This window comes from Chryseobacterium sp. FP211-J200 (assembly GCF_001643375.1).
Classification (GTDB): domain Bacteria; phylum Bacteroidota; class Bacteroidia; order Flavobacteriales; family Weeksellaceae; genus Epilithonimonas; species Epilithonimonas ginsengisoli.
Genome location: NZ_LSHB01000012.1, coordinates 65,954 through 86,682 on the forward strand (window position 1 = coordinate 65,954; position 20,729 = coordinate 86,682).

Consider the following 20,729-nt stretch of genomic DNA (forward strand, 5'->3'; position numbering starts at 1 on the left):
TTAATCTAAGTTTTTCTTAAAAATAGAAGGCTTCCTAATTTAGGAAGCCTTTTTTTTTATAGGAATTAAAAGGATAGTTTAAAACACGCCTCTTCTTAAATTGTTGATCAGTGCACCAAGGTTCAATACCAATGTATATCGGATCCTGTAGCCATAATTTTTGAAACCAGGTTCAAAGCCTAAAGTAGATGCGACGGGAAAATAAACCTCCAAGAAATCAGGAACCACTTTTACCTTGATGCCAGAATCCCAAATGAATTGTGCAGCTCTGTTTTTGTTCTTGTAAACGCCAGCATCTGCATACAGATTGAACCACTTCCAAAGATGAGAATCTACATTCACGCTGGTGATAAATTGATTCACGGAAGTGTTGAAGAATGATTTGAAGCCGCCTTCTGCCAATATAAATTGCTGAGAAAGAATCCCTGAGGTTGCACTCTGTCCCAACAATCCGTAAGAAAAAGAGTAGTTGGAAACCCGTGAGATTCCGTAGTTGAAAAGATTATTTTTGGTCTCATTCTTTACAAAGTAGCCCGCAAACCAACGGAAACTGATCTTCTTGTTCTTTGCAAATTCCCAGCGGTAAAAGGCCTCTGCTGATATCTTTTGAAAATCCTCCATCCATTGGACATTGGTCCCGATATATTTCTCGTGGATCATCTGGTTATCGGAATAGGAATAGCCCAAATTCCAGAGGTTGTACTTTGCATATTCATTATTCAGGATTCTTATAGGTGAGAGTTCCCGCTCGTAATAGTTGTAAGAAAAGAATAAATTTCTCCCGATTGCACTTCTTGGATTTTTATTGAAACTTAACGATGTGGACGCTCCAAATCGTTGATATGCCAAATTATTATCATAATGAAAATAGGATCCAGACACTCCAAAATTCCAGCTTCTGAAGAAACTTTCTGGCGGCAAAATGGAGTAGCCCAAACCAGCTGAACCGGTCAGTTTCCCAGTTCCGGAACTATAGTATGGCGTCACCGAATAATCAAATTTCTGGTCAAAGATCCCTTGATTTTTAAAATTCAATCCAAAAAGAACTTTATCATAAGCGTTGAAGGTAAGTCTTGGTGTGATGAAGATCTCATTATATTCCGGATTCTGAATATCCTTGATCAACTTGAATCTGATCTTCTTCATGTTCGAGAAAATCCCTTTTGTGTAAAGATAATTGTCCCGGAAATTGGTTTCAGGGAAAACGTAATCATCGTTCAGAACAATCTTTTCCACTTGGTTTGAAGGAAGGGAGAAGGTGTCCTTTTTCATCTCCGTTCCGTCTTTCCAAAAGGTCGTTTTCCCAGTAGCTTTGGTCTCTGTCTCCATCTTTAAAGGAATGATTTCGGTCTTATTTTTCTGGATTTTGACCAAGTAGTCATTGTCTTTTTTATCAAAATTTTTAAGATTAAAGTTGATCCGATGTTTTTCTGACATCATGTTTTTTAAGAATGTAGATTTTCCATCAGAATGATTCTCAAGGTCTTTCAGAAAATCATCACCAATGACTTTGTTTCTGTAATTTTTAGAAAAATATTGTTTCAGAAAAGTGTCAAACGATTCATTTTCTTGGTATTCCGAAATATAATTGAGAAGACTTCCTGTTTCAAACTGGCTGATCGCGGTTGTGTTAAAATTACTCAACTTGTCAAATGGTGTCGTGATCTTCTGGTCGAGATTCTGAGTGTAGATATAATGATAAGCCAGGCCGTAACGTTCGGATAATTTCAGCTTCGAAGCATGAAAGATCTTCAAAGGTTTGATCCCGAAAAACTTGGCGTTGTCGGCAAGATCGCCAATCAATTTGTGGTCTGGATAGTTTTTTTTCAAATATTGGATTTCCAGATAGGACTTCAAACCATTTTTCAGCCAATGGTCTTTTGTTTTGTTGCTGATGAAAAATTCGTCCATGACTTTTTTAGAGATCGTGCTAAAATAATCCAGGTCGGTCTTTTCATAATCTGTGAACATCTGGAATTTGAACTTCCAAAATTTGATATCATCAATTCCGATAAACTCTTCTTTTTTCATGAATTTCTCCGTGATGAAGAGCTTTTCAGGAATATTTCCAGTTCTTGCTTTTATGAATCTAAGTTGAGTCGCAAGCAGAAATTCCAAAACTTGTTTCTGATAATCTGAGACCTGATAACCCAATTGGATCTGTGTTGTTTCGCCATCTAAATTGGCCGAAAACTGAGGATAGTTTTCTATCGAAAGCTGAAATTCTGGGTCATTGGTAGATTGTCCTTCGAAGTTGAGGTGGCTTGTCTCCTTCAAATTGGAGTAGGCATTCCATTTCTCAGGAAGCTGAAAATTGACATTCCAAAATGAGCCCGCATTAGCCGTTTCTTCTGTATCGCGATAAAAATAATTGCTTTGCGCTTCGTTTTCATAAGTCTCAGGAACCAGGAAAAAGTATTTCAGAAGAATATGATTCGTATTGATTCCATAACCTGTGAAACGAGCGTCGGGAAGTCGGATCTGATATTTGAAATTTATGGTAACGCTTTCTCCCGGCTTCAAAGCTTCGGAAAGTGGGATGAAAATATTTTCCTGTTTGGTGTTCAGGACTTCAGAAGCGATGTTGTTATGGGAGTATTGGAGGCTTTCCAGTTTTCCCAACTGGTCGTCCTTTGCGAAATAGAGGTCATTTTTTCTGTCCTCGATTTTCCTTTTTAGAAGTGGCGTTTTCCTTTTCTGATAAGCCGAAACCCAATTCAAAAGTTTGATCTGACTGATGGATTTCTGATGTGGATTGTGGTAAACCAAAGTCTGCTCGACAGAAATCGATTTCTGGTCGTCATTCAGTCTGACATTCAACCGAATGCTGTCTTGCTGAGCAACCGCCCAGAAATTAAAAGAAAAAGAAACTAAGACACAAAAAAAACGCTTCATCAGGAACAATCAGTACTTATCAAAACTACTAATTTTTTCTGATGAAGTATGGGTTATGTTTGTTAAAGTTTTATTGTTGATCATCAACTTGTCAGTCTGAGGTTCTCGAAGACATATAAAAACTCAAAAAAGCTCTGCTTTTTTTCTATATTTGAGAAAACACATTTATGAAACGTTATTATGTTTACATCTTGCTTTGTACAGATAATTCCTATTATACAGGCGTGACAAATGATTTGGAAACAAAGTTACTATATCATCAAAATGGTTATAATCCAAATTGTTATACTTTTCACCGTCGGCCTGTTGAGATTGTTTATTATACAGAATTCGATGATGTGAATCAGGCAATTGCTTTTGAAAAACAAGTGAAAGGGTGGAGTAGAGCAAAAAAGGAGGCGATAATAAATGATGAATGGGAGAAATTGCCCAATCTGTCAAAACGAAAATTCCCTAATCGATAATCTTTATATGGAAAAAATCTGAAGATTTTTAAGTTTTTATTTGTCTTCGAGAACCTCAGACTGACAGAAATGAAAAACCCTTTCATAGTTTTAAACTAAGAAAGGGCTTAATTTATATTGTTTTAAAGTTACAGCGTTTCCAAATATGCTTTCCAGCCTTCATTTTTATAACGCAGAGCTTCTTGTTCAGGTTCTTCGGACTTATAAATGCCGCGTCCAACGATAATGAAATCTGTGCCGTAATTCTTGATCACATGCTCTGGAGAATTGTATTGTTGACCTTTGTCGTCACCCGTTTCGCCAAGATTGACACCTGGCGTGAAGAGTAGAAGTTCATCAGAGATCTCGTTTTGGGCAACGCAACCAATAATGTTTGGATGACTTTGTATCACTTTCATCGCTTCTTCTCGGTAATGAGAATCGGTCAAAGTGCCTTTGGAAGACATTCCCAAAATTGCGACAACACCAACATTCATAAAGCAATCCAAACTCTTGCTTCCACCGATAACGTGAGAAGTCACGAGGTCTGCCCAGTTGGAGATCTTGTAAGTTCCGTAGGAGAATTGAAGTTCCTGCGTGTTTCCGATGTCAGCAAACTTGCGGTCTTCCATCAATAGAAAGTTGTGTTTCGTAGCCAGATCTTTTAATGGAAGAATGGTTTCGTCTGCATCAAAATCATTCAGAATATCGATATGCGTTTTCAAAGCGACAATGTGTGGTCCTACGAAATCTGCAAAATCCAATAATTCTTTTGTGGTAATAAAATCAGCTGAAGCGATGAGGTTTGACCTTTTTTCGATAGCAATCTCAAGAATTTTCTTGGCAAACGAATGTTCCGCAGTTTCTAATTTTTGTTCGTAAGACAAACGTTTTTTCTCTTCGAAGATAACTTGATTTCCATTCACGAAATCTTTGATCCTTGCCACTTCATCTTCATCAATATAATTCACTTCTCTCAAGATTTCCACAACTTCAGAAATGTTGAAAAGCGAATGAACTTTGTAACCTTTGGCTTCCAATTTTTCTTTTCCGCCTTGCTGTCTGTCCAAAACCACAACGATGTCAGAAACTTTGATGCCTTCATTTTCAACTTCGTCGATGGTTTCTACAAGTGATTTACCGGAGGTGATCACATCTTCTACCAAAAGACAGTTTTGTCCTTTTTCAAAAATTCCTTCGATGAGTTTTTTGGTGCCGTAAGCTTTGGCTTCTTTTCTTTTGATGATCAGTGGAATAAAACTTTCCAAAGACATTGCAGTCGCCATCGGAAGTGCAGCATAAGGAACACCACAAATGATATCGAAATTATCCAATGGAAGCATTTCCAGAAGATAATTGGCTAGTTTTTTCAGGGTCTTTGGGTCAGAAGCGAGCGGACGAAGATCCACGTAGAACGGACTTTCAATCCCGCTTTTCAGTGTGAAACGCCCAAATTTGATGATCCCGAGTTTGTAACACTCGAGGAAGAATTCTTTTTTACTTTCCATTTATTTTTCTTAGATTTCTACAAATTTAAGGCTATTTTTTAAACCACAAAAGGCACTAAAGCTATACTTATTTCTAAGTTTATCAAAAGTTCAAAAAAGTAAAAGGTTTTGCAAGTCAGCTTTTTGCTCTTTTAAAAGTCTTTCATTTTAAATTCTCTATTGTGACTTTTGTGGTTTAAATTTCCTTCCACTTCGGATTCGCAACAATAATCTTTCCATTGATTTTACAATTCTCAGAATGCGCACCTTTCAAAAAACCAATACTCATCAGGAATTCTCCAACGATTTCTCCACCTGTGAATTTGAACGTTTTCTTGAACAATTTCACCCATTCTTCTTTAGTTTTTGGATGGTGATGTTCCAACCATTTCTCGAACGAACCAAATTCTTTTTTAAGTTCCAAGATGGTTTTTGCATTTTCAATCGCTGCATTGACTTTCAGTTTGTTTCTGATGATTCCAGGATCTGACAACAATCTTTCTCGGTCTTTTTCTGTATAAGCAGCAATTTTCTCAATACTGAAATTACTGTAAGCTTTTCTAAAAGACTCTTCTTTTTTAAGAATGGTTTCCCAACTGAGTCCGGCTTGGTTGATTTCCATTATCAATCTTCCGAAAAGTTCGTCATCATTATGAATCGGAAAACCGTAATGGTTGTCGTGGTAATTTTTGTGCAATGCTTTTCTATCTTCGGGTTGCATTGTTTCTATGGCGGCGCAATACGACATTTTTTTGATTAGATTTTAAGTTTATTATTAAATGCGGATAAAATTTTGTTTAGACAGTTTTCCATTTAAATGCTAAATCTAATGTTTCCATAAATTCATCACAATGATTTAGAAAAGCTAGTGCTTTTTCATTTGGATTATACTTCATCATAAGACTTATTATAATGTCTTTATTTTTCAAGTTTGGATAAACTTCTAAAATTTGTCCATTTTGAATATAATCTAGGTATGCGTTTATTTTATTTTGTAAAACAAGGATGTGATTATTTTCTTCATCCCATTCTAGATGGTCAGAAATTGTAAGTTCTACTTTTTCTTCGTCTGTTGTGCTAATGAAATCTATCTTATCTATTTGTTCTACACTCATTTTATCTAATTTATGCTTATCAATTTTGTTTGTCTTATGGTTAAATTAAAATAAATTTTCAGTTTTGGAAAGGAAATTCTCCATCGCCACTTTGATATCGATGTCCATTCTGTCGGAAAGATTGATAATCCACCAAATAGATTCGGCAAGTTTGTGTTCCAATTCTTCATCTGAATTAGCTTTTGACCAAGTTTTTTCGTGAGACATCGTATTTCTCCCAACCAATCCTGCATCAGACAAAAATCCCAAGGCATCTTGCTCAATTGTCCAGACTTTTCCATTTTGTTTGAGTTCCAGTTGGTGATATGATTTTCTTATTTTAATTGACCTTTCTATGATTTCGTCAAAATTATCATTTGTCATTTTGTATTTATTTAAAACAAAAATACAAACTAAATTGATGGATTTAAGTTCCAGTTTCTTAAAATCCTTATCTTCGTCTAAAGCTTTATAATAATGACAAAACAAATCTCTTTCTTCTTTACTCTTTGCGCTTTTTCCGTATTCAATGCTCAGATTGAAGAAAAAAAACTCGACGAACTGATTCAGAATTCACTTAAAACTTTTGATGTTCCGGGAATGTCGGTCGGAATTGTGAAAGACGGAAAAGTGATTTATGCCAAAGGTTTTGGTGTTCGTTCGTTGAATAATAAACAACCGATGGACGAGAATACATTAGTAGGAATTGCCTCTAATAGTAAAGGTTTCACTTGTACCGCTTTGGCAATTCTGGCTGACGAAGGCAAAATAAATTGGGACGATAAAGTCAGCAAATATATTCCTGAGTTCCAAATGGCAGATCCGTACGTTTCTCAAAATGTGACAATCAAGGATTTGATCACGCACAGAGCCGGATTAGGTTTGGGACAAGGCGATTTGATGTTTTTCCCAGAAGGCGGAAATCTGACAGTGAATGACGTTATTCACAATGTTCGATATTTAAAACCCGAAAATCCATTCAGAACAACTTTAGATTATAACAATATTATGTTCATCGTTGCTGGGGAAGTGATTCACAGAGTTTCTGGTTTGCAATGGGCAGATTTTATCGAGCAAAGAATTATGAAACCTGTCGGAATGACAGCGAGTTTCGGAAGTTATAAAAAAGCAGTTGCTGCCAATTCGCAAAATATCATCGATGCGCACGCGCCAGTGGGCGGAAAAGCCATCGCCGTTCCTCACGACTGGAACGATACTGCAAATGCAGCAGGCGGCATTATGAGTAACATCACAGATATGACGACTTGGGCAGATTTTCTTCTGAATGGTTTTGTGACCAAAGACGGAAAACGATTGGTTTCTGAGAAAAATGCGCACGAGCTTTGGAGTCTTCAGATTCCGGATAAAGTGGGAATTACATCGCCTTACGACACGAAGTTTTACGGTTATGGATTAGGTTGGTTCTTGAGCGATGTGAAAGGTCATTTGCAAGTTCAGCATTCAGGAGGTCTGATTGGTACGGTAACGCATTTCACATTGATTCCGGATATGAAATTGGGAATTGTAGTTCTAACAAATCAACAATCCGGCGCGGCCTTTTCTACGATTACAAACTCTGTGAAAGATGCTTATTTGAAAATTGAAAACCGGGATTGGTTGAAAATCTATGGCGATAGGAATAAAAAAAATGAAGAGTTTTTCGCCAAACAAAAGAAAGATGTTTACGACAAAGCTTCCAAGTTCAAATCTGATTTGAAAGATGACCAGTTCATTGGATTGTACAAAGACGAATGGTTTGGGATTGTTGAGGTTTCCAAAGTTGGAAAAGCTTATAGAATTCTTAGCAAATCTTCTCCAAGGCTGAAAGGCGATTTGATTCCCTATTCTGCCAATTCTTTTGTGGTAAAATGGGATGACAGAAGTTACGACGCCGATGTTTTCTTCACTTTGAATTTTGATGAAAATGGGAAAGCCGTTTCTGCGAAGATGAAACCAATCTCCGATGTGACGGATTTTAGTTTTGATTTTGAGGATTTGGATTTGAAGAAGGTTAATTAGAATTTAGATTATAAAATGTTTAAAATTAATAAAGGCAACTACGATAATTATAAATTTATCTTCACAATTATTTGGGAATTTCAAGTTGATTTGATGAATATAGATTTAAATCCTGAATATTCTCCAATTAATATTTTAAACAAATGGGAAAAAGAAAGTGAGGCTAAAGCAAGAAGAGGATTACGTGAAGGATTAATTGATACGTTGACAGGTCTCAAAGATTTGCCTAACGAATTATTGATAGAATTAAATTTAAAATTAACTTCTTACAAACTACCTACGATTGAAATATTAACATCACAAATAAAAAATCTTCCTGCGAAAATTCTTAGTAGAGGAATTATAAAAAATATAACTGAGTATTATATTATTAAGGAAGTTCTTGATGATTTAGATTATTCAATAACGGATACTGAGAGACAAGAGTTGACAATAATACTATTTGAATTTGAGAAAAAGCAAATAATCGTAAATAAAAAATTATCCACTTGATGCTTTTACAAAACCATAGAAACGAAATCTCCAACAAAGGATTCACAATCATCAATGATGTTTTTTCTGAGGAAGAAATCAATCAAATCATTAATGTCATTGGTTCCATCGATACTTCAAAGGAAACTTTCAGGAAATCGGAAGACCTTTTCGCCATCAGACAATTTTTGAAAGAAGTTCCGGAAAGTCATCAATTTATTTTTAATGATAACGTCAATAAAATTATTAATGAAATCTTTGGAAACGATTATTTTGTGGTCAAAAGTATCTATTTTGATAAACCAGAAAAATCAAATTGGTATGTGTCTTATCATCAGGATTTGACCATATCGGTTGATAAGAAATTAGATTTGGAAGGTTTTGGACCTTGGACAACCAAGCAAAATCAGTTTGCTGTTCAGCCTCCGATTGATTATTTGAAAAATATCTTTACGATTAGAATTCATCTCGATGATACAGATGAAAATAATGGCGCTTTGAAAGTGGTTCCAAATTCCCACAGCAAAGAGATCTATCGACCTGAAACCATCGATTGGAATGTAGAAACTGAAGAGATTTGCTCCGTAAACAAAGGCGGAATTATGATAATGAAACCTTTGATTCTTCATGGTTCAAACAGAACGACCAACTATCAAAAACGAAGAGTCATTCACATTGAGTTTTCCAATATGGAATTACCTGAGGAAATCAATTGGTCTGAAAAATTAAACTAAAAAAACTCCTGAACAATTAATTTCAGGAGTTTTTTTATTTATTAAAATCGAAATTTAAATCTCTTTAAACTGTAAGTTCTGCTCTTTAATTTGTTGCGCTTCCAACTCTTTGTAATAACCTGTTTCCAGTTTTTTATAGATTCCTTCGAAAGCTTCGAGTGTTTCATTGATCTCAGCGTCTGTGTGAGAAGCGGTTGGAATTAATCTTAACAAGATCATTCCTTTTGGAATCACTGGATAAGAAACAACTGATGTGAAAATACCATAGTTTTCTCTAAGGTCTCTCGCCAAAAGCATTGCCTCAACAGGATTTCCCTGGATGAAAACCGGCGTTACACAAGTGTTTGTATCTCCAAGATTGTAACCGATTTTCTTAAGTCCGCCTTGTAGTTTTTCAACATTTTCCCAAAGTTTTGCTTTGATCTCTGGTCTTGTTCTCAAAAGTTCCAATCTCTTCAAACCTCCGATTACCATTGGCATTGTCAAAGATTTTGCAAAAATCTGAGATCTAAGATTGAATTTCAGATAACGGATAATTTCTTTGTTTCCTGCTAAGAAAGCACCGAAACCAGCCATAGATTTTGCGAAAGTTGAGAAATAAACATCGATCTCGTCCTGACAGCCTTGCTCTTCTCCAGCACCAGCACCAGTTTCGCCAAGCGTACCGAATCCGTGCGCATCATCCACCAAAATTCTGAAACCATATTTTTCTTTAAGTGCGATGATCTCTTTCAGTTTTCCTTGCTGACCTCTCATTCCGAAAACACCTTCAGTAATTACAAGAATTCCACCTCCGGTTTCAGCAGTTACTTTCTGAGCTCTTTGTAGGTTTTTTTCAAGACTTGCAATGTCGTTGTGTCTATAGGTAAAACGTTTTCCTGAGTGTAATCTTACGCCATCCACTATGCATGCGTGAGAATCTACATCGTAAACGATCACGTCATTTCTGGAAACCAAAGCATCGATGCAAGACACCATTCCTTGGTAACCGAAATTCAATAGATATGCTGATTCTTTCTGAACAAATTCTGCCAATTCTCTTTCTAACTGCAAATGCTGATCGGTCTCGCCAGACATTGCTCTTGCGCCCATTGGATAAAACATGCCGTATTCTGCAGCGGCTTTTGCATCCGCTTCCAAAACTTCCGGATGGTTGCAAAGTCCCAAATAATCATTGGCACTCCAGAAGATCACATCTTTCCCTTGGAACTTCATTCTCGGGCCAATTGGACCTTCCAATCTTGGGAAGATATAGTAGCCTTCTGCATAATCTGCGAATTGTCCCAAAGGACCTGGATTCTGTTTTATTCTTTCAAAAATGTCCATTTTTCTAACTGATATTTTTTGATTTACTGAAAAAACCTTTTGTCTTTCCAAAAGGTTTATTAATATTTTGAATTGTTATTTGATAATCTCTGTTTTGAAGATCTCATCGTAATTGTGAAAACAATTGTTGATGAAGCCTTGCTCTTCCATCCATTTGTCGCTGTAAACTTTGGTGATGTAGCGTGAACCGTGATCAGGAAAAATTAATACAACCAGATCATCACTTTTGAATTCGTGAGAATTGGCGTACTGGATCAAAGCTTGAGTCACAGCTCCAGTTGTGTAACCACCCATAATTGCTTCTTTTAGAGCTATTTCACGTGTTCTGTAAGCGGACATTTCGTCATTTACTCTTACATATTCATCGATCTTATCGAAAAGAAGTGCGCCTGGGATCAAGTTTTTCCCAAGACCTTCGATCTGATAAGGATGGATCTCTGTTTTATTGATCTTTCCTGTCTCGTGGTAAGTTTTCAGGATCGATCCATCTGCATCTACACCAACGACTTTGATGTCAGGATTTTGTTCTTTCAAATATTTTGCAGTTCCGGAAAGTGTACCTCCAGTTCCTGTACAAGCGAAAACGTGGGTAATCTTTCCATCAGTCTGGTTCCAAAGTTCTGGGCCAGTTGTCTGGTAATGCGCATCAATATTCAGTTCGTTGAAATATTGATTGATGTAAACCGAATTAGGTGTTTCACTTGCAATTCTCTTTGCCACTTCGTAATAAGACCTTGGGTCATCTGCCGGAACAGAAGCAGGACAAACGTACACTGTTGCTCCTAAAGCTTTTAAATAGGCAATTTTCTCCGCTTTCGTTTTATCACTTACCGCAAGGATGCATTTATAACCTTTTACGATACAAACCATCGCTATAGAGAATCCAGTGTTGCCAGATGTGGTTTCAACAATCACAGAATCTGGTTTTATCAGACCTTTCTTTTCTGCATTTTCTATGATGTGAAGGGCAATTCTGTCTTTCGTAGAATGGCCTGGATTATAAGACTCCAACTTAGCGTATACTGTCGCAGGAATGTCCTTGGTAACGTGATTCAATTTGACCAACGGGGTGTTGCCAATCAAACCAAGAATATTATCGTATACATTCGTCATTTTATATCATTTTTTCTCTCAAAAACTGTCTGCAAAAATAAAAAAAAAATTGCAATGTTTTTTAGTTTTGACATACTAATATGTTATAAGTCTGATATATTGTAATTTAATCTACAAATTTTCTGTATTTTATATTAAATTCTAAAGTTTAATTTTTGTTAAAAGCACCAATAACTAATTCAAAAATGTTAATTTCGCCGATATTTCTTGTTACAATATGAAGAACTGGACTTTTAAACAATGGAACACCATTCTCGGATGGGTCGTTTTCGCAATTGCATTCATTACTTATCTATCAACCATCGAACCTAACTTCAGTTTTTGGGATTGTGGAGAATATATTTCCTCAGCCGTAAAACTGGAGGTGACCCACGCACCTGGAGCAGCTTTGTTTCAATTGGTGGGAGCAGTTGTAGCATTGTTCGCATTTGGTGACGGGCAGAATTATTCGTTGGTCATCAATGCAATGTCTGCGTTGTGTAGCGCTTTTACAATTCTATTTTTGTTCTGGACGATCACGCATCTCGTAAGAAGATTATTAAATAGGGAATTCGAAAACATCACGATTGCAGAAAAGATCGCTACTTTGTTTGCCGGAGCCGTTGGTGCTTTGTGTTTTACATTCTCAGATTCATTCTGGTTTTCAGCTGTGGAAGGCGAGGTTTATGCGATGGCAAGTATGTTCATTGCTTTGATCGTTTGGCTGATCACGAAATGGGAAAACGAATATCTTGAGAAAGACAATGAGCGTTGGATCATTTTATTGTTCTTCATCATCGGTCTTTCAGTCGGTGTTCACATGATGTGTATGTTGGCTTTGCCAGCGGTTTGCTTAATTTATTATACAAGAAATTACAAGTTCACTTGGAAATCATTTTTGATTGCCAATGCGGTAACTTTATTAATATTGATCATCGTTTTTAAGATCATTTTCCCGGTCATTATGACGTTGTTCGGAAAATCTGAAGTGTTCTTTGTTAACGGATTAGGTTTACCTTTCCACTCAGGGACCGTTTTTGCCTTTGTGATTTTGATCGTCCTTTGTTATTTGTTGATCAATTATACAAGAAAAACAGGAAAATCGATTTATCAAACCATTGCACTATCAGTGGTCTATATGATGATCGGATTCTCTTGCTGGTTGGTGATTCCGATTCGTGCAAATGCAAATCCACCAATGAACTTGAATGATCCAGACAATGCTTTGGGAATGTTGGATTACTATAACCGTGAACAATACGGTGATTGGCCAACAATTTACGGTCAAAACTACACCGCTTATCTTGATCCAAACGGAATCCAGAAAAACGAGGATGGAAGTTACAAAACGGTAAAAACCGGTGATACCTATGAGAAGGATGCTCAAACAGGAAGATATCGATTGGTAGGCGAGAAATTCAATTATGTTTTCAGTCCAGAACAAGTGAGTCTTTTCCCAAGGATGTTCAGCGAGGATAAGTCGGTGATGCCTAATTACATCTCCATGTACGGCGCGCCAGATTTCACCTTCAATTATGGAAACGAACAAGTGTCTGAAAGTGCAGAAGCTAAACAGTTTTTTGATGAGCTTCGTCAGAAATACGAGAACGGAACCATCAAAATGGACGATTACCTCAAGGCTAAACAATTCGGGATTATCAATGTTCAGCGTCCAAGTTTGGCTCAGAACATCGATTATTTTATCACATTCCAGAATTATTTCTACTTCGTAAGATATCTACTTTGGAACTATTCCGGTAGACAAAACGATGTCGAAGGTCATATGGAAAACACCAACGGAAACTTCATCACAGGAATTCCGTTCATCGATAACAATCTTTGGGGCGATCAAAATGCTATGCCAGCGAAATTCCAAAATGAAAGTACCGTGAAGTTCTTCATGTTGCCGTTGATATTAGGAATGATCGGATTCTTCTTTCAACTAAATCGAGATTTCGGAAGATTCTACGCAATACTGTCATTGTTTATTCTAACAAGTGTGATGATTGTCTTCTACACGGGAATGAAACCGTTCGAGCCGCGTGAAAGAGATTACGCCATGGTCGGTTCCTTCTACGCATTTGCGATTTGGATCGGTCTTGGAGTTGCAGCGATCTATTGGTTCCTTCAGAAAAAAGTTCAGAGCAAAGGCGCTCAGGTCGCAATTGGCGTGGTGTTGTTAGGGATTCCGTTGATGATGGGCTTCCAAAACTACAATGTCCACGACAGAAGCGAGAGATATGCCGCTTATGATTACGCTTATTCAAGTCTGAAATCACTTCCGAAAAACGACATCATGTTCGTTTACGGAGACAATGATACCTATCCAGTTTGGGCGATCCAGGAAACTGAGGAATTCCGTAGAGATGTGAAAGTGGTGAATTTCACTTTGCTTTCCACACCTTGGAATATCGACCAAGTAAAGAGAAGAACGTACGATGCGATGGCAGTTCCGTCCACTTTGACGCACGAAGATTACCGTGAAGGTTCCAATGACCAGGTTTTCCTAATGTCAAAAGACGATTGGGCCAATATATTTGCAAACCTGAAAGATCAAGGTGCACCAGATACGCAGTTTGCACAGTTCAGAAAATACCTGACCCAGGATTCGATCACTTTGAAAGAGGCAGTGAACTTCCTAAAAATGAAATCACCTGAGAAAGATGAGATCGTGAAGATGATCTTTGGAGAAGAGCGTTATGAGAAATTTAATTTCCTTCCGGTTTCGAAATTTGTACTTCCTGTGAATGTGAACAATGCCATCAAAGCAGGCATCATCACACCAGCCGAAGCTCAGAAAGCAGAGAAGCAGATCGTCATCAGTTATAAAGGAACCAGCATGTTCAAAAATAACATGTTGATGATGGACATCCTTGCCAACTTCGACTGGAAACGTCCGATCAACTTCTCAAGCGGTGGGATCTACGACCCAAACAACCTGTTTTTCCTTTCCAATTATTTAAAATATGATGGTCACAGCTACAGATTGGTTCCTATCAAAACCGAAGAATCCGTAGATGGTGAACTTGGAATGGTCAACGCAGACGAACTTTACAACACGGTGAAGAATTACAGATGGGGTAATTTCAAAGACCTGAAAACCCATTTCGACGAGACTTGTACCCAAAATATCGTAAGTTACAGATCATCCGCAAGCCGCGCTGCAGAAGCATTGGTCTTGAAAGGTGACAAGAAAAGAGCCATCGAGATATTAGACTTGGCAAGCCGCGAGATCCCGGTTTCAAAATACAACGACCCAAGATCATTGAGTTCCATCGTTTACGCTTACATCGTTGCTGGACAAGAACAAAAAGGTCTTAAGTTGGCAGAAGATCTCAAAAAAGGAATCTTTGACGAGTACGACTACTACACCAGATTGTCGCCTAAGTTCCAGGTTTACGCAGGCCGCCAGATGAAGACCAAACCAATGGAATATTCCCTTGTCGTAGGCGCAGTTTCCGATGCTTACAACAAGATCGGTCAGAAGGAAAAAGGCTACGCTTACCTTGTCAACTCACTCAATGTCATCGATAAAAGATTCAATGGGTTCATCAAGGACCTTCAGGAGATGGGCAAAGAGAAAGCTTTCAAAAAGGCAGATGATGTCCAGAAAGTCACGTCATTCTACTCATATCTCTTCGATATCATGAAGGATTATGACACGACCTACGAAGCCGAAAAGATTGATCAGATCACAAAACAGTTGATGAAGGTCACACAATAAACAACTCAAACGTCTCGAATTTTCGGGACGTTTTTATTTTATAATTTTATCTATGTTTTAGGAGTTATTTGACTTTGTCGAACAGAATTTATAAAATAGTTTTGGAGCTATTTCCCGCTTTCCGTTGCAATCTTTTTTGCATCACGTTTTGTCACAACTAATCACCGAAGTCCACGCAAAAAAGGATTTCCTCTACAATCGGGGCTATGGGTTTCGACTTCATATTAAATGTTGTCCATCAATAGAGATTTTAAGACAAGAAATATTAATTTCGCTATCAACTATCAACTATCAACTATCAACTATCACCCATCAACTATGAAAAACTTTTGTGCCTTTCTCCGTGGCGTCAACGTCAAAGGAACCAATATGAAAATGGCCGACGTATGCAAAGTTTTTTCGGACGCTGGTGTCGACAATGTCTCCTCCGTTTTGGCTTCAGGCAATATCTTGTTTCAGTCAGAGAAAAATACTGTCGAATTGAAATCGATTTTAGAGAAAGCAATGTCGGAGCACTTCAGTTACGATGCTTTTCTCTTCATCAAAAATGAAAAAGAGATCAACGATATTTTCCGAAATGATCCGTTTATCGCCATCGATAATTTCCACAATTATGTTTTCCTAGGAAGTGAAAAAGTAGAACAGACTTTGTTGGAAGAATTTGAAAAAGCAAGCAAAGCTGAAGGTGAACAAGGCAAAATCGTCAACGAAATCTTCTATTGGCAAGTACCGAAAGGTCAAACCTTGGATTCCATGTTCGGAAAGATCCTTGGCAGAAAAAGCTTTAAAGATAAAATGACCAGCCGGAATATCAATACTTTTGAAAAGATCATCAAGAAGTTTTAAGTATACTCGCTTTGTCATTCTGAAAGAATCTCAACTTAGTATTTAAACTCAGTTACTTGCAACGTTTTCTAATTAGTGAAGAATGTCAAAAGTCCAAAGAAAAAATATAATAAATATCGACCCTTTCAGTGTTCAAAACTCTGAAAGGATTTTCCATTAATTGCGTATATTTGTACTTCGATTTTATATTGAAAAAATAGATCTAAAATCTAATTTCTAACCTCTAATTTCTACAAATAAATGATACAATACTTAGATAACATTCATCACAAAGATTCCAAAAATTTCTTCCTGATCGCTGGACCTTGCGCCATCGAAGACGAAACAATGGCTTTGCAGATCGCGGAACACATCGTGAAACTTTCTGATAAATATAATATTCCTTACATCTTCAAAGGTTCATTCAGAAAGGCGAACAGAAGCCGCGTGGATTCTTTCACGGGCATCGGCGACGAGAAAGCTTTGAAGATCCTGAGAAAAGTAGGAGAGACCTTCAACGTTCCTACAACTACTGACATTCACGAGAATGCTCATGCGGCTTTGGCAGCTGAATATGTGGATGTTTTGCAGATCCCAGCTTTCTTGGTAAGACAAACTGATTTGCTGATTGCGGCGGCAGAAACTGGAAAAGCCGTGAGTCTTAAAAAAGGACAGTTCCTTTCTCCGGAAGCGATGAAATTTGCAGTTCAGAAAGTGAAAGATTCTGGTAATGATAAAACAGCGATCATTGAAAGAGGAAATACTTTTGGTTATAGTGATCTGGTTGTAGATTTCCGTGGGATTCCGACCATGAGAGAATATTCGCCGGTGATCTTGGATGTGACGCACTCATTGCAACAACCAAATCAAAATTCTGGCATCACGGGTGGACGTCCTGAATTGATAGAAACCATCGCAAAAGCAGGAATTGCTGTTGGAGCAGATGGCTTGTTCATAGAAACACATCCAGATCCTTCTATTGCGAAATCAGACGGTGCCAATATGCTGAAGCTGGACCTTCTTGATGACCTGCTTGGCAAGCTAACAAGAATAAGAGAAGCAATTCTATAAAATGAAAGTCCGGTGATTCCGGACTTTTTTATTGGCAAATGTGCTGAGAATTTAAAATAATTACTTAAAATTTCATAATTGATAGACAATTAGCTACAAACAAATCAATTTTTTGTACAACAATTATAAATATTCTTTCGTTCTTTAGATTAATTGTTATTTTTGCCTTTCTAAGATTCAATTTTCAAATATAAATCGAAAAAAAATTACAACTTTGAAAAACTATATTCTCTTAATTCTTTTCTTCTTGCCAGTTGCGGCATTTTCTCAAATCAATCTAAAAGTTCTGGACGAAGACGGGAAACCTGTTTCCGAAGCCAACGTCTCATACAACAATCAATCTTATCAAACCGATAAAAACGGTTACATCAAAGTGCCTCTTGCAGATTCTGAGCAGACTTTGACAGTACAAAAAGAGAACTTTAAAGGTTTTTCCAAGGTCATCAAAACCTCTCCGAAAACGCAAGGTGTCAACGTTTTGTTTTTTCCTGTTGGAAAGGAAAATGAGATACAGGAAGTGGTCTTCCAGAAAAAAGCCAAACGAAGCAACGATATCACTTCTGTAGAGATCTCTGCAAAAGAGGCGAGAGAAGTAGCATCACTATCTGGTGGTGTGGAAGGACTTTTGAAAAGTTTGCCTTCCGTGAACTCCAATGCAGAGCTGAGCTCGCAATACATGGTAAGAGGTGGAAGTTATGATGAGAACCTTATTTATATTAATGATATCGAGTTGTATCGACCATTCTTAATTAGAAATTCTTTGCAGGAAGGGATGAGTATTGTGAATCCGGATATGGTTTCCACGATCAATTTCTCTGCTGGTGGCTTCGAGCCGAGATATGGCGATAAAATGTCATCTGCATTGAATATTTATTATAGAAAACCAGAAAACTTCGAAGTTTCAGGAGAAGCTAGTTTGATCGGTGGAAGATTGACAACCGGTTTTGCCTCAAAAGATAAAAAATTCACAGGATTGATTTCCGGCCGTTACAGAAATACGAATCTGGTCCTCAATACTTTGAACGAGGATACAGATTTCAACCCGAGATACATGGATCTTCAGACCTATCTTAATTATCAGTTCAATGAAAAATGGTCTTTGTCATTCTTAGGCTATTATGCAAAGAACGATTATCAGATGTATCCGAAAGAGAAAGAAGTGGATTTTGGAAGTATTCTACAACCTTTGAAACTAACCGTTTTCTACAACGGACAAGAGGATGACCAGTACAAAAATATGATGGGAACGGTAAGTGTGAACTTCAAGCCTAGTAAAAAATGGCAGTTCTCATTGGATAACTTTGCTTATCAGAACAGAGAGAGAGAATATTACTCCATCGCATCTGGCTACATTTTGGAAGCTTTTGACGAGGAAGGAAATCCAGTCGCAGGCTACGACGCAGGTGGACAGATCGATCATGCGAGAAATGACTTATTAGTAAGAGTCGCAGGTTCACAGTTCAGAACCAAGTTTTCTCCAGACGTGAACACAGACTTCGAAGTTGGTGTGAAGTATGAGAGAGAGACCATCAAAGACTTCACGAATGAGTGGCAGTTTGTAGATTCCATCGGGTACAGCAATCCAAGAGATTTTGTGATCCCGGGAAATCTGGATACTTCTGCTCTTAATCTTAAATATTACATCGCTGGACAAAACGACATCAATCCAACCAGAGTTTCCGCTTATGCACAATTCTCCAAAAAATTCTATTGGGGAAGCAACAGGATCTTTGTGAATGGAGGTGCGAGAATCCAGAATTGGAGTTTCAACAAGGAGACCTTGTTCAGCCCAAGAGCACAGTTTGCCATCAAACCAAATTGGGATATGGACATGTTGTTCCGAGTTGCGGGTGGTGTCTATTATCAGGCGCCATTTTATAAGGAAATTAAGGATTTGACGGGTGCTTTCAATTCGGATATCACAGCTCAGAAATCTTATCAGATCATCGTCGCCAATGATTACGAATTTAAAATTAAAGAAAGAAACTTCAAGCTGACAACCGAAGCTTACTACAAGAAAATGGAAAACCTGATCCCATATTACATGGATAATGTGAGAGTAAGATATTCTGGTAAAAATAATTCCGAAGGTTATGCTTACGGTGTGGACGCAAGATTATTTGGGCAATTCGTTCCCGGCATCGATTCTTGGATTTCTGCGAGTTACGCGAGAGTTTATGAAAACATCGAAGGCATGGGTTATATCCCGAGACCTACGGATCAGCGCTTCAAATTCTCTATGTTCTATCAGGATTACATGCCGAAGTTTCCAAGTATGAGAGTGAATTTGACTTTGACCTATGCGAGCGGATTACCATCAGGAACGCCCGTTTTATTTGATGCGAACGGATTGCCAGATTATTTGGCAGCGTACCGTTATCAAAAAAACTTGCCTTCTTACAAGCGTGTTGACATTGGTTTGACGAAGGTTTTCATTGACCAAAAAGACAACAAGGCAAGTGGCAATTTCTGGGGCAAATTCAAAGAATTGACTTTGGGTGTTCAGATCTTCAATGCTTTCAATATCAACAATACGATCGCGAACCAATGGATCAGCGACGTGAATTCTTCGCCACAATTGTACTATCCGGTTCCAGTGAGATTGACTGGAAGATTCTTCAATGTGAAGCTAGAATTCAAATTGTAAGGACCAATATCAAACAAAATAAAAAATGGATAAAACAGAAAGCCTGGCTCATTTGAGCGATGAAGTGTTGACGAAAAGTTACAAGACGGCGAAAGGTATTTTGATTGGATTTATCGTAGTTTTCATCTTGTTGATTGTTGCTGCGGTCTTCATTACCATGAAAAAGGGTTTCGGTGTTTTTTCGGTATTGCCAATCATTTTTGTTTCGATTTTGATGAGTAATATTTCCAACTTTAATAAGTTGAGAGTAGAAATGAAGAGCAGGAATTTACCGATTTAGTTTTTGCTTCATAATACATAAGAAAGCTTCCAAATTGTGGAAGCTTTATTTTTGATGTCACATTTTCCAAAGGCTCCATTCTGATTTTATGGCCGAAGGATTCAATGTTTTAACTTTCTCATAAAAGTCGAGGAAACTCTTGTTCCAAAGCGTGTAGTTATGAGCGAATTTGAAAACTAATTCTTTGTTTTCAGCATTGATCTTGACCTGCCAAATATTTGAATTATTAATTTTGACGCCACTTCTGCTCAATTCTTTGATGTCTTTCAGATTGAACTTTGCCGTTTTATTGTCTTGATTGATGGCATAGAAATTTTCATTGTCAAAATAAAATTCATCGTCACTCAGCAATTTTTTTTCTATTCCGAACAGAAATGGTCTCGATGAGATCTTATTTAAATTATTAACATTTAAATCATTGTAAACTATCTTTTGATCTTTCGGTTTGAAGGACACAAAATATTTTTTGTAGATCTCGCGAACGACTAGCAAGGAAAAAATAATCCCGAATCCAACGATGATAATTAGATAGTTATTGCTTGATGAAGTTATCGTAAGGGCCGCTGTTACGATGATAATGACGTAGAAGATGGTGATTGCTATTATTCTTTTAATCATTTC

At 37.4% G+C, this 20,729-nt stretch carries 17 protein-coding genes; 9 read left to right on the plus strand and 8 right to left on the minus strand.

Translation table 11 applies throughout. The features are described 5' to 3' along the window. Positions 1–78: 78 nt before the first annotated feature. Entirely contained in the window at positions 79–2,895 is a 2,817-nt protein-coding gene (locus AXA65_RS05065; protein ID WP_063969034.1) for a hypothetical protein, read from the minus strand. Positions 2,896–3,062: 167 nt separating this feature from the next. Between AXA65_RS05065 and AXA65_RS05070 the strand changes: the two genes are divergently transcribed. Further along, positions 3,063–3,359 (plus strand): GIY-YIG nuclease family protein, encoded by a 297-nt coding sequence (locus tag AXA65_RS05070; protein ID WP_063969035.1) that lies wholly within the window; start codon positions 3,063–3,065, stop codon positions 3,357–3,359. Between the two features lie 128 nt (positions 3,360–3,487). On the opposite strand, the gene pyrF is transcribed toward AXA65_RS05070, so the two are convergent. The 4 genes from pyrF to AXA65_RS05090 form a co-directional block, all read right to left on the minus strand. Next, positions 3,488–4,846 (minus strand): orotidine-5'-phosphate decarboxylase, encoded by a 1,359-nt coding sequence (gene pyrF / locus AXA65_RS05075; RefSeq protein ID WP_063969036.1) that lies wholly within the window; start codon positions 4,844–4,846, stop codon positions 3,488–3,490. A gap of 175 nt (positions 4,847–5,021) precedes the next feature. Continuing rightward, positions 5,022–5,573 (minus strand): DNA-3-methyladenine glycosylase I, encoded by a 552-nt coding sequence (locus AXA65_RS05080; protein ID WP_063969037.1) that lies wholly within the window; start codon positions 5,571–5,573, stop codon positions 5,022–5,024. A gap of 49 nt (positions 5,574–5,622) precedes the next feature. Further along, the gene (locus tag AXA65_RS05085) at positions 5,623–5,940 is read right to left on the minus strand and encodes a DUF6572 domain-containing protein (RefSeq protein WP_063969038.1); all 318 of its coding nucleotides are present in this window, start codon (positions 5,938–5,940) and stop codon (positions 5,623–5,625) included. Between the two features lie 45 nt (positions 5,941–5,985). Further along, the gene (locus tag AXA65_RS05090; protein WP_063969039.1) at positions 5,986–6,303 is read right to left on the minus strand and encodes a hypothetical protein; all 318 of its coding nucleotides are present in this window, start codon (positions 6,301–6,303) and stop codon (positions 5,986–5,988) included. 93 nt (positions 6,304–6,396) lie between these two features. Here AXA65_RS05090 and AXA65_RS05095 point away from each other — a divergent pair, with 93 nt between their 5' ends. Genes AXA65_RS05095 through AXA65_RS05105 form a run of 3 tightly spaced genes read left to right on the plus strand, consistent with a single transcriptional unit; the run spans position 6,397 to position 9,143 of the window. Beyond that, on the plus strand, positions 6,397–7,938 hold the full coding sequence (locus tag AXA65_RS05095; protein WP_063969040.1) for a serine hydrolase: 1,542 nt from the start codon (positions 6,397–6,399) through the stop codon (positions 7,936–7,938). Positions 7,939–7,953: 15 nt separating this feature from the next. Continuing rightward, positions 7,954–8,430 carry a hypothetical protein gene (locus tag AXA65_RS05100; protein WP_063969041.1) on the plus strand — a complete coding sequence of 159 codons (477 nt, stop codon included), beginning with the start codon at positions 7,954–7,956 and terminating at the stop codon, positions 8,428–8,430. Next, positions 8,430–9,143, plus strand: a complete 714-nt coding sequence (locus AXA65_RS05105; RefSeq protein WP_063969042.1) for a phytanoyl-CoA dioxygenase family protein — start codon at positions 8,430–8,432, stop codon at positions 9,141–9,143. The genes AXA65_RS05100 and AXA65_RS05105 overlap by 1 nt, the downstream gene beginning before the upstream one ends. Before the next feature lie 54 nt (positions 9,144–9,197). Here the strand turns inward: AXA65_RS05105 and AXA65_RS05110 are convergent, their stop codons facing one another. Together AXA65_RS05110 and AXA65_RS05115 are read right to left on the minus strand one after the other, a co-directional pair. Next, positions 9,198–10,469, minus strand: coding sequence for an aminotransferase class I/II-fold pyridoxal phosphate-dependent enzyme (locus AXA65_RS05110; protein WP_063969043.1), 1,272 nt, complete (start codon positions 10,467–10,469; stop codon positions 9,198–9,200). 75 nt (positions 10,470–10,544) lie between these two features. Continuing rightward, positions 10,545–11,582, minus strand: a complete 1,038-nt coding sequence (locus AXA65_RS05115; protein WP_063969044.1) for a PLP-dependent cysteine synthase family protein — start codon at positions 11,580–11,582, stop codon at positions 10,545–10,547. 217 nt (positions 11,583–11,799) lie between these two features. Between AXA65_RS05115 and AXA65_RS05120 the strand changes: the two genes are divergently transcribed. From AXA65_RS05120 to AXA65_RS05140, 5 genes are all read left to right on the plus strand, one after another. Then, the gene (locus AXA65_RS05120; RefSeq protein WP_063969045.1) at positions 11,800–15,285 is read left to right on the plus strand and encodes a DUF2723 domain-containing protein; all 3,486 of its coding nucleotides are present in this window, start codon (positions 11,800–11,802) and stop codon (positions 15,283–15,285) included. A gap of 318 nt (positions 15,286–15,603) precedes the next feature. Next, the gene (locus AXA65_RS05125) at positions 15,604–16,131 is read left to right on the plus strand and encodes a DUF1697 domain-containing protein (RefSeq protein WP_063969087.1); all 528 of its coding nucleotides are present in this window, start codon (positions 15,604–15,606) and stop codon (positions 16,129–16,131) included. A gap of 240 nt (positions 16,132–16,371) precedes the next feature. Continuing rightward, a complete protein-coding gene (kdsA, locus tag AXA65_RS05130) occupies positions 16,372–17,181 on the plus strand; it encodes a 3-deoxy-8-phosphooctulonate synthase (RefSeq protein WP_063969046.1) in 810 nt (269 codons plus the stop codon). A 442-nt stretch (positions 17,182–17,623) separates the two neighbouring features. Further along, positions 17,624–19,828, plus strand: coding sequence for a TonB-dependent receptor plug domain-containing protein (locus AXA65_RS05135; RefSeq protein ID WP_371131536.1), 2,205 nt, complete (start codon positions 17,624–17,626; stop codon positions 19,826–19,828). Positions 19,829–19,853: 25 nt separating this feature from the next. Then, a complete protein-coding gene (locus AXA65_RS05140) occupies positions 19,854–20,108 on the plus strand; it encodes a hypothetical protein (RefSeq protein WP_063969047.1) in 255 nt (84 codons plus the stop codon). A 57-nt stretch (positions 20,109–20,165) separates the two neighbouring features. On the opposite strand, the gene AXA65_RS05145 is transcribed toward AXA65_RS05140, so the two are convergent. Continuing rightward, complete coding sequence (locus AXA65_RS05145) at positions 20,166–20,726, minus strand: hypothetical protein (protein WP_063969048.1); 561 nt, start codon at positions 20,724–20,726, stop codon at positions 20,166–20,168. Positions 20,727–20,729: the final 3 nt, after the last annotated feature.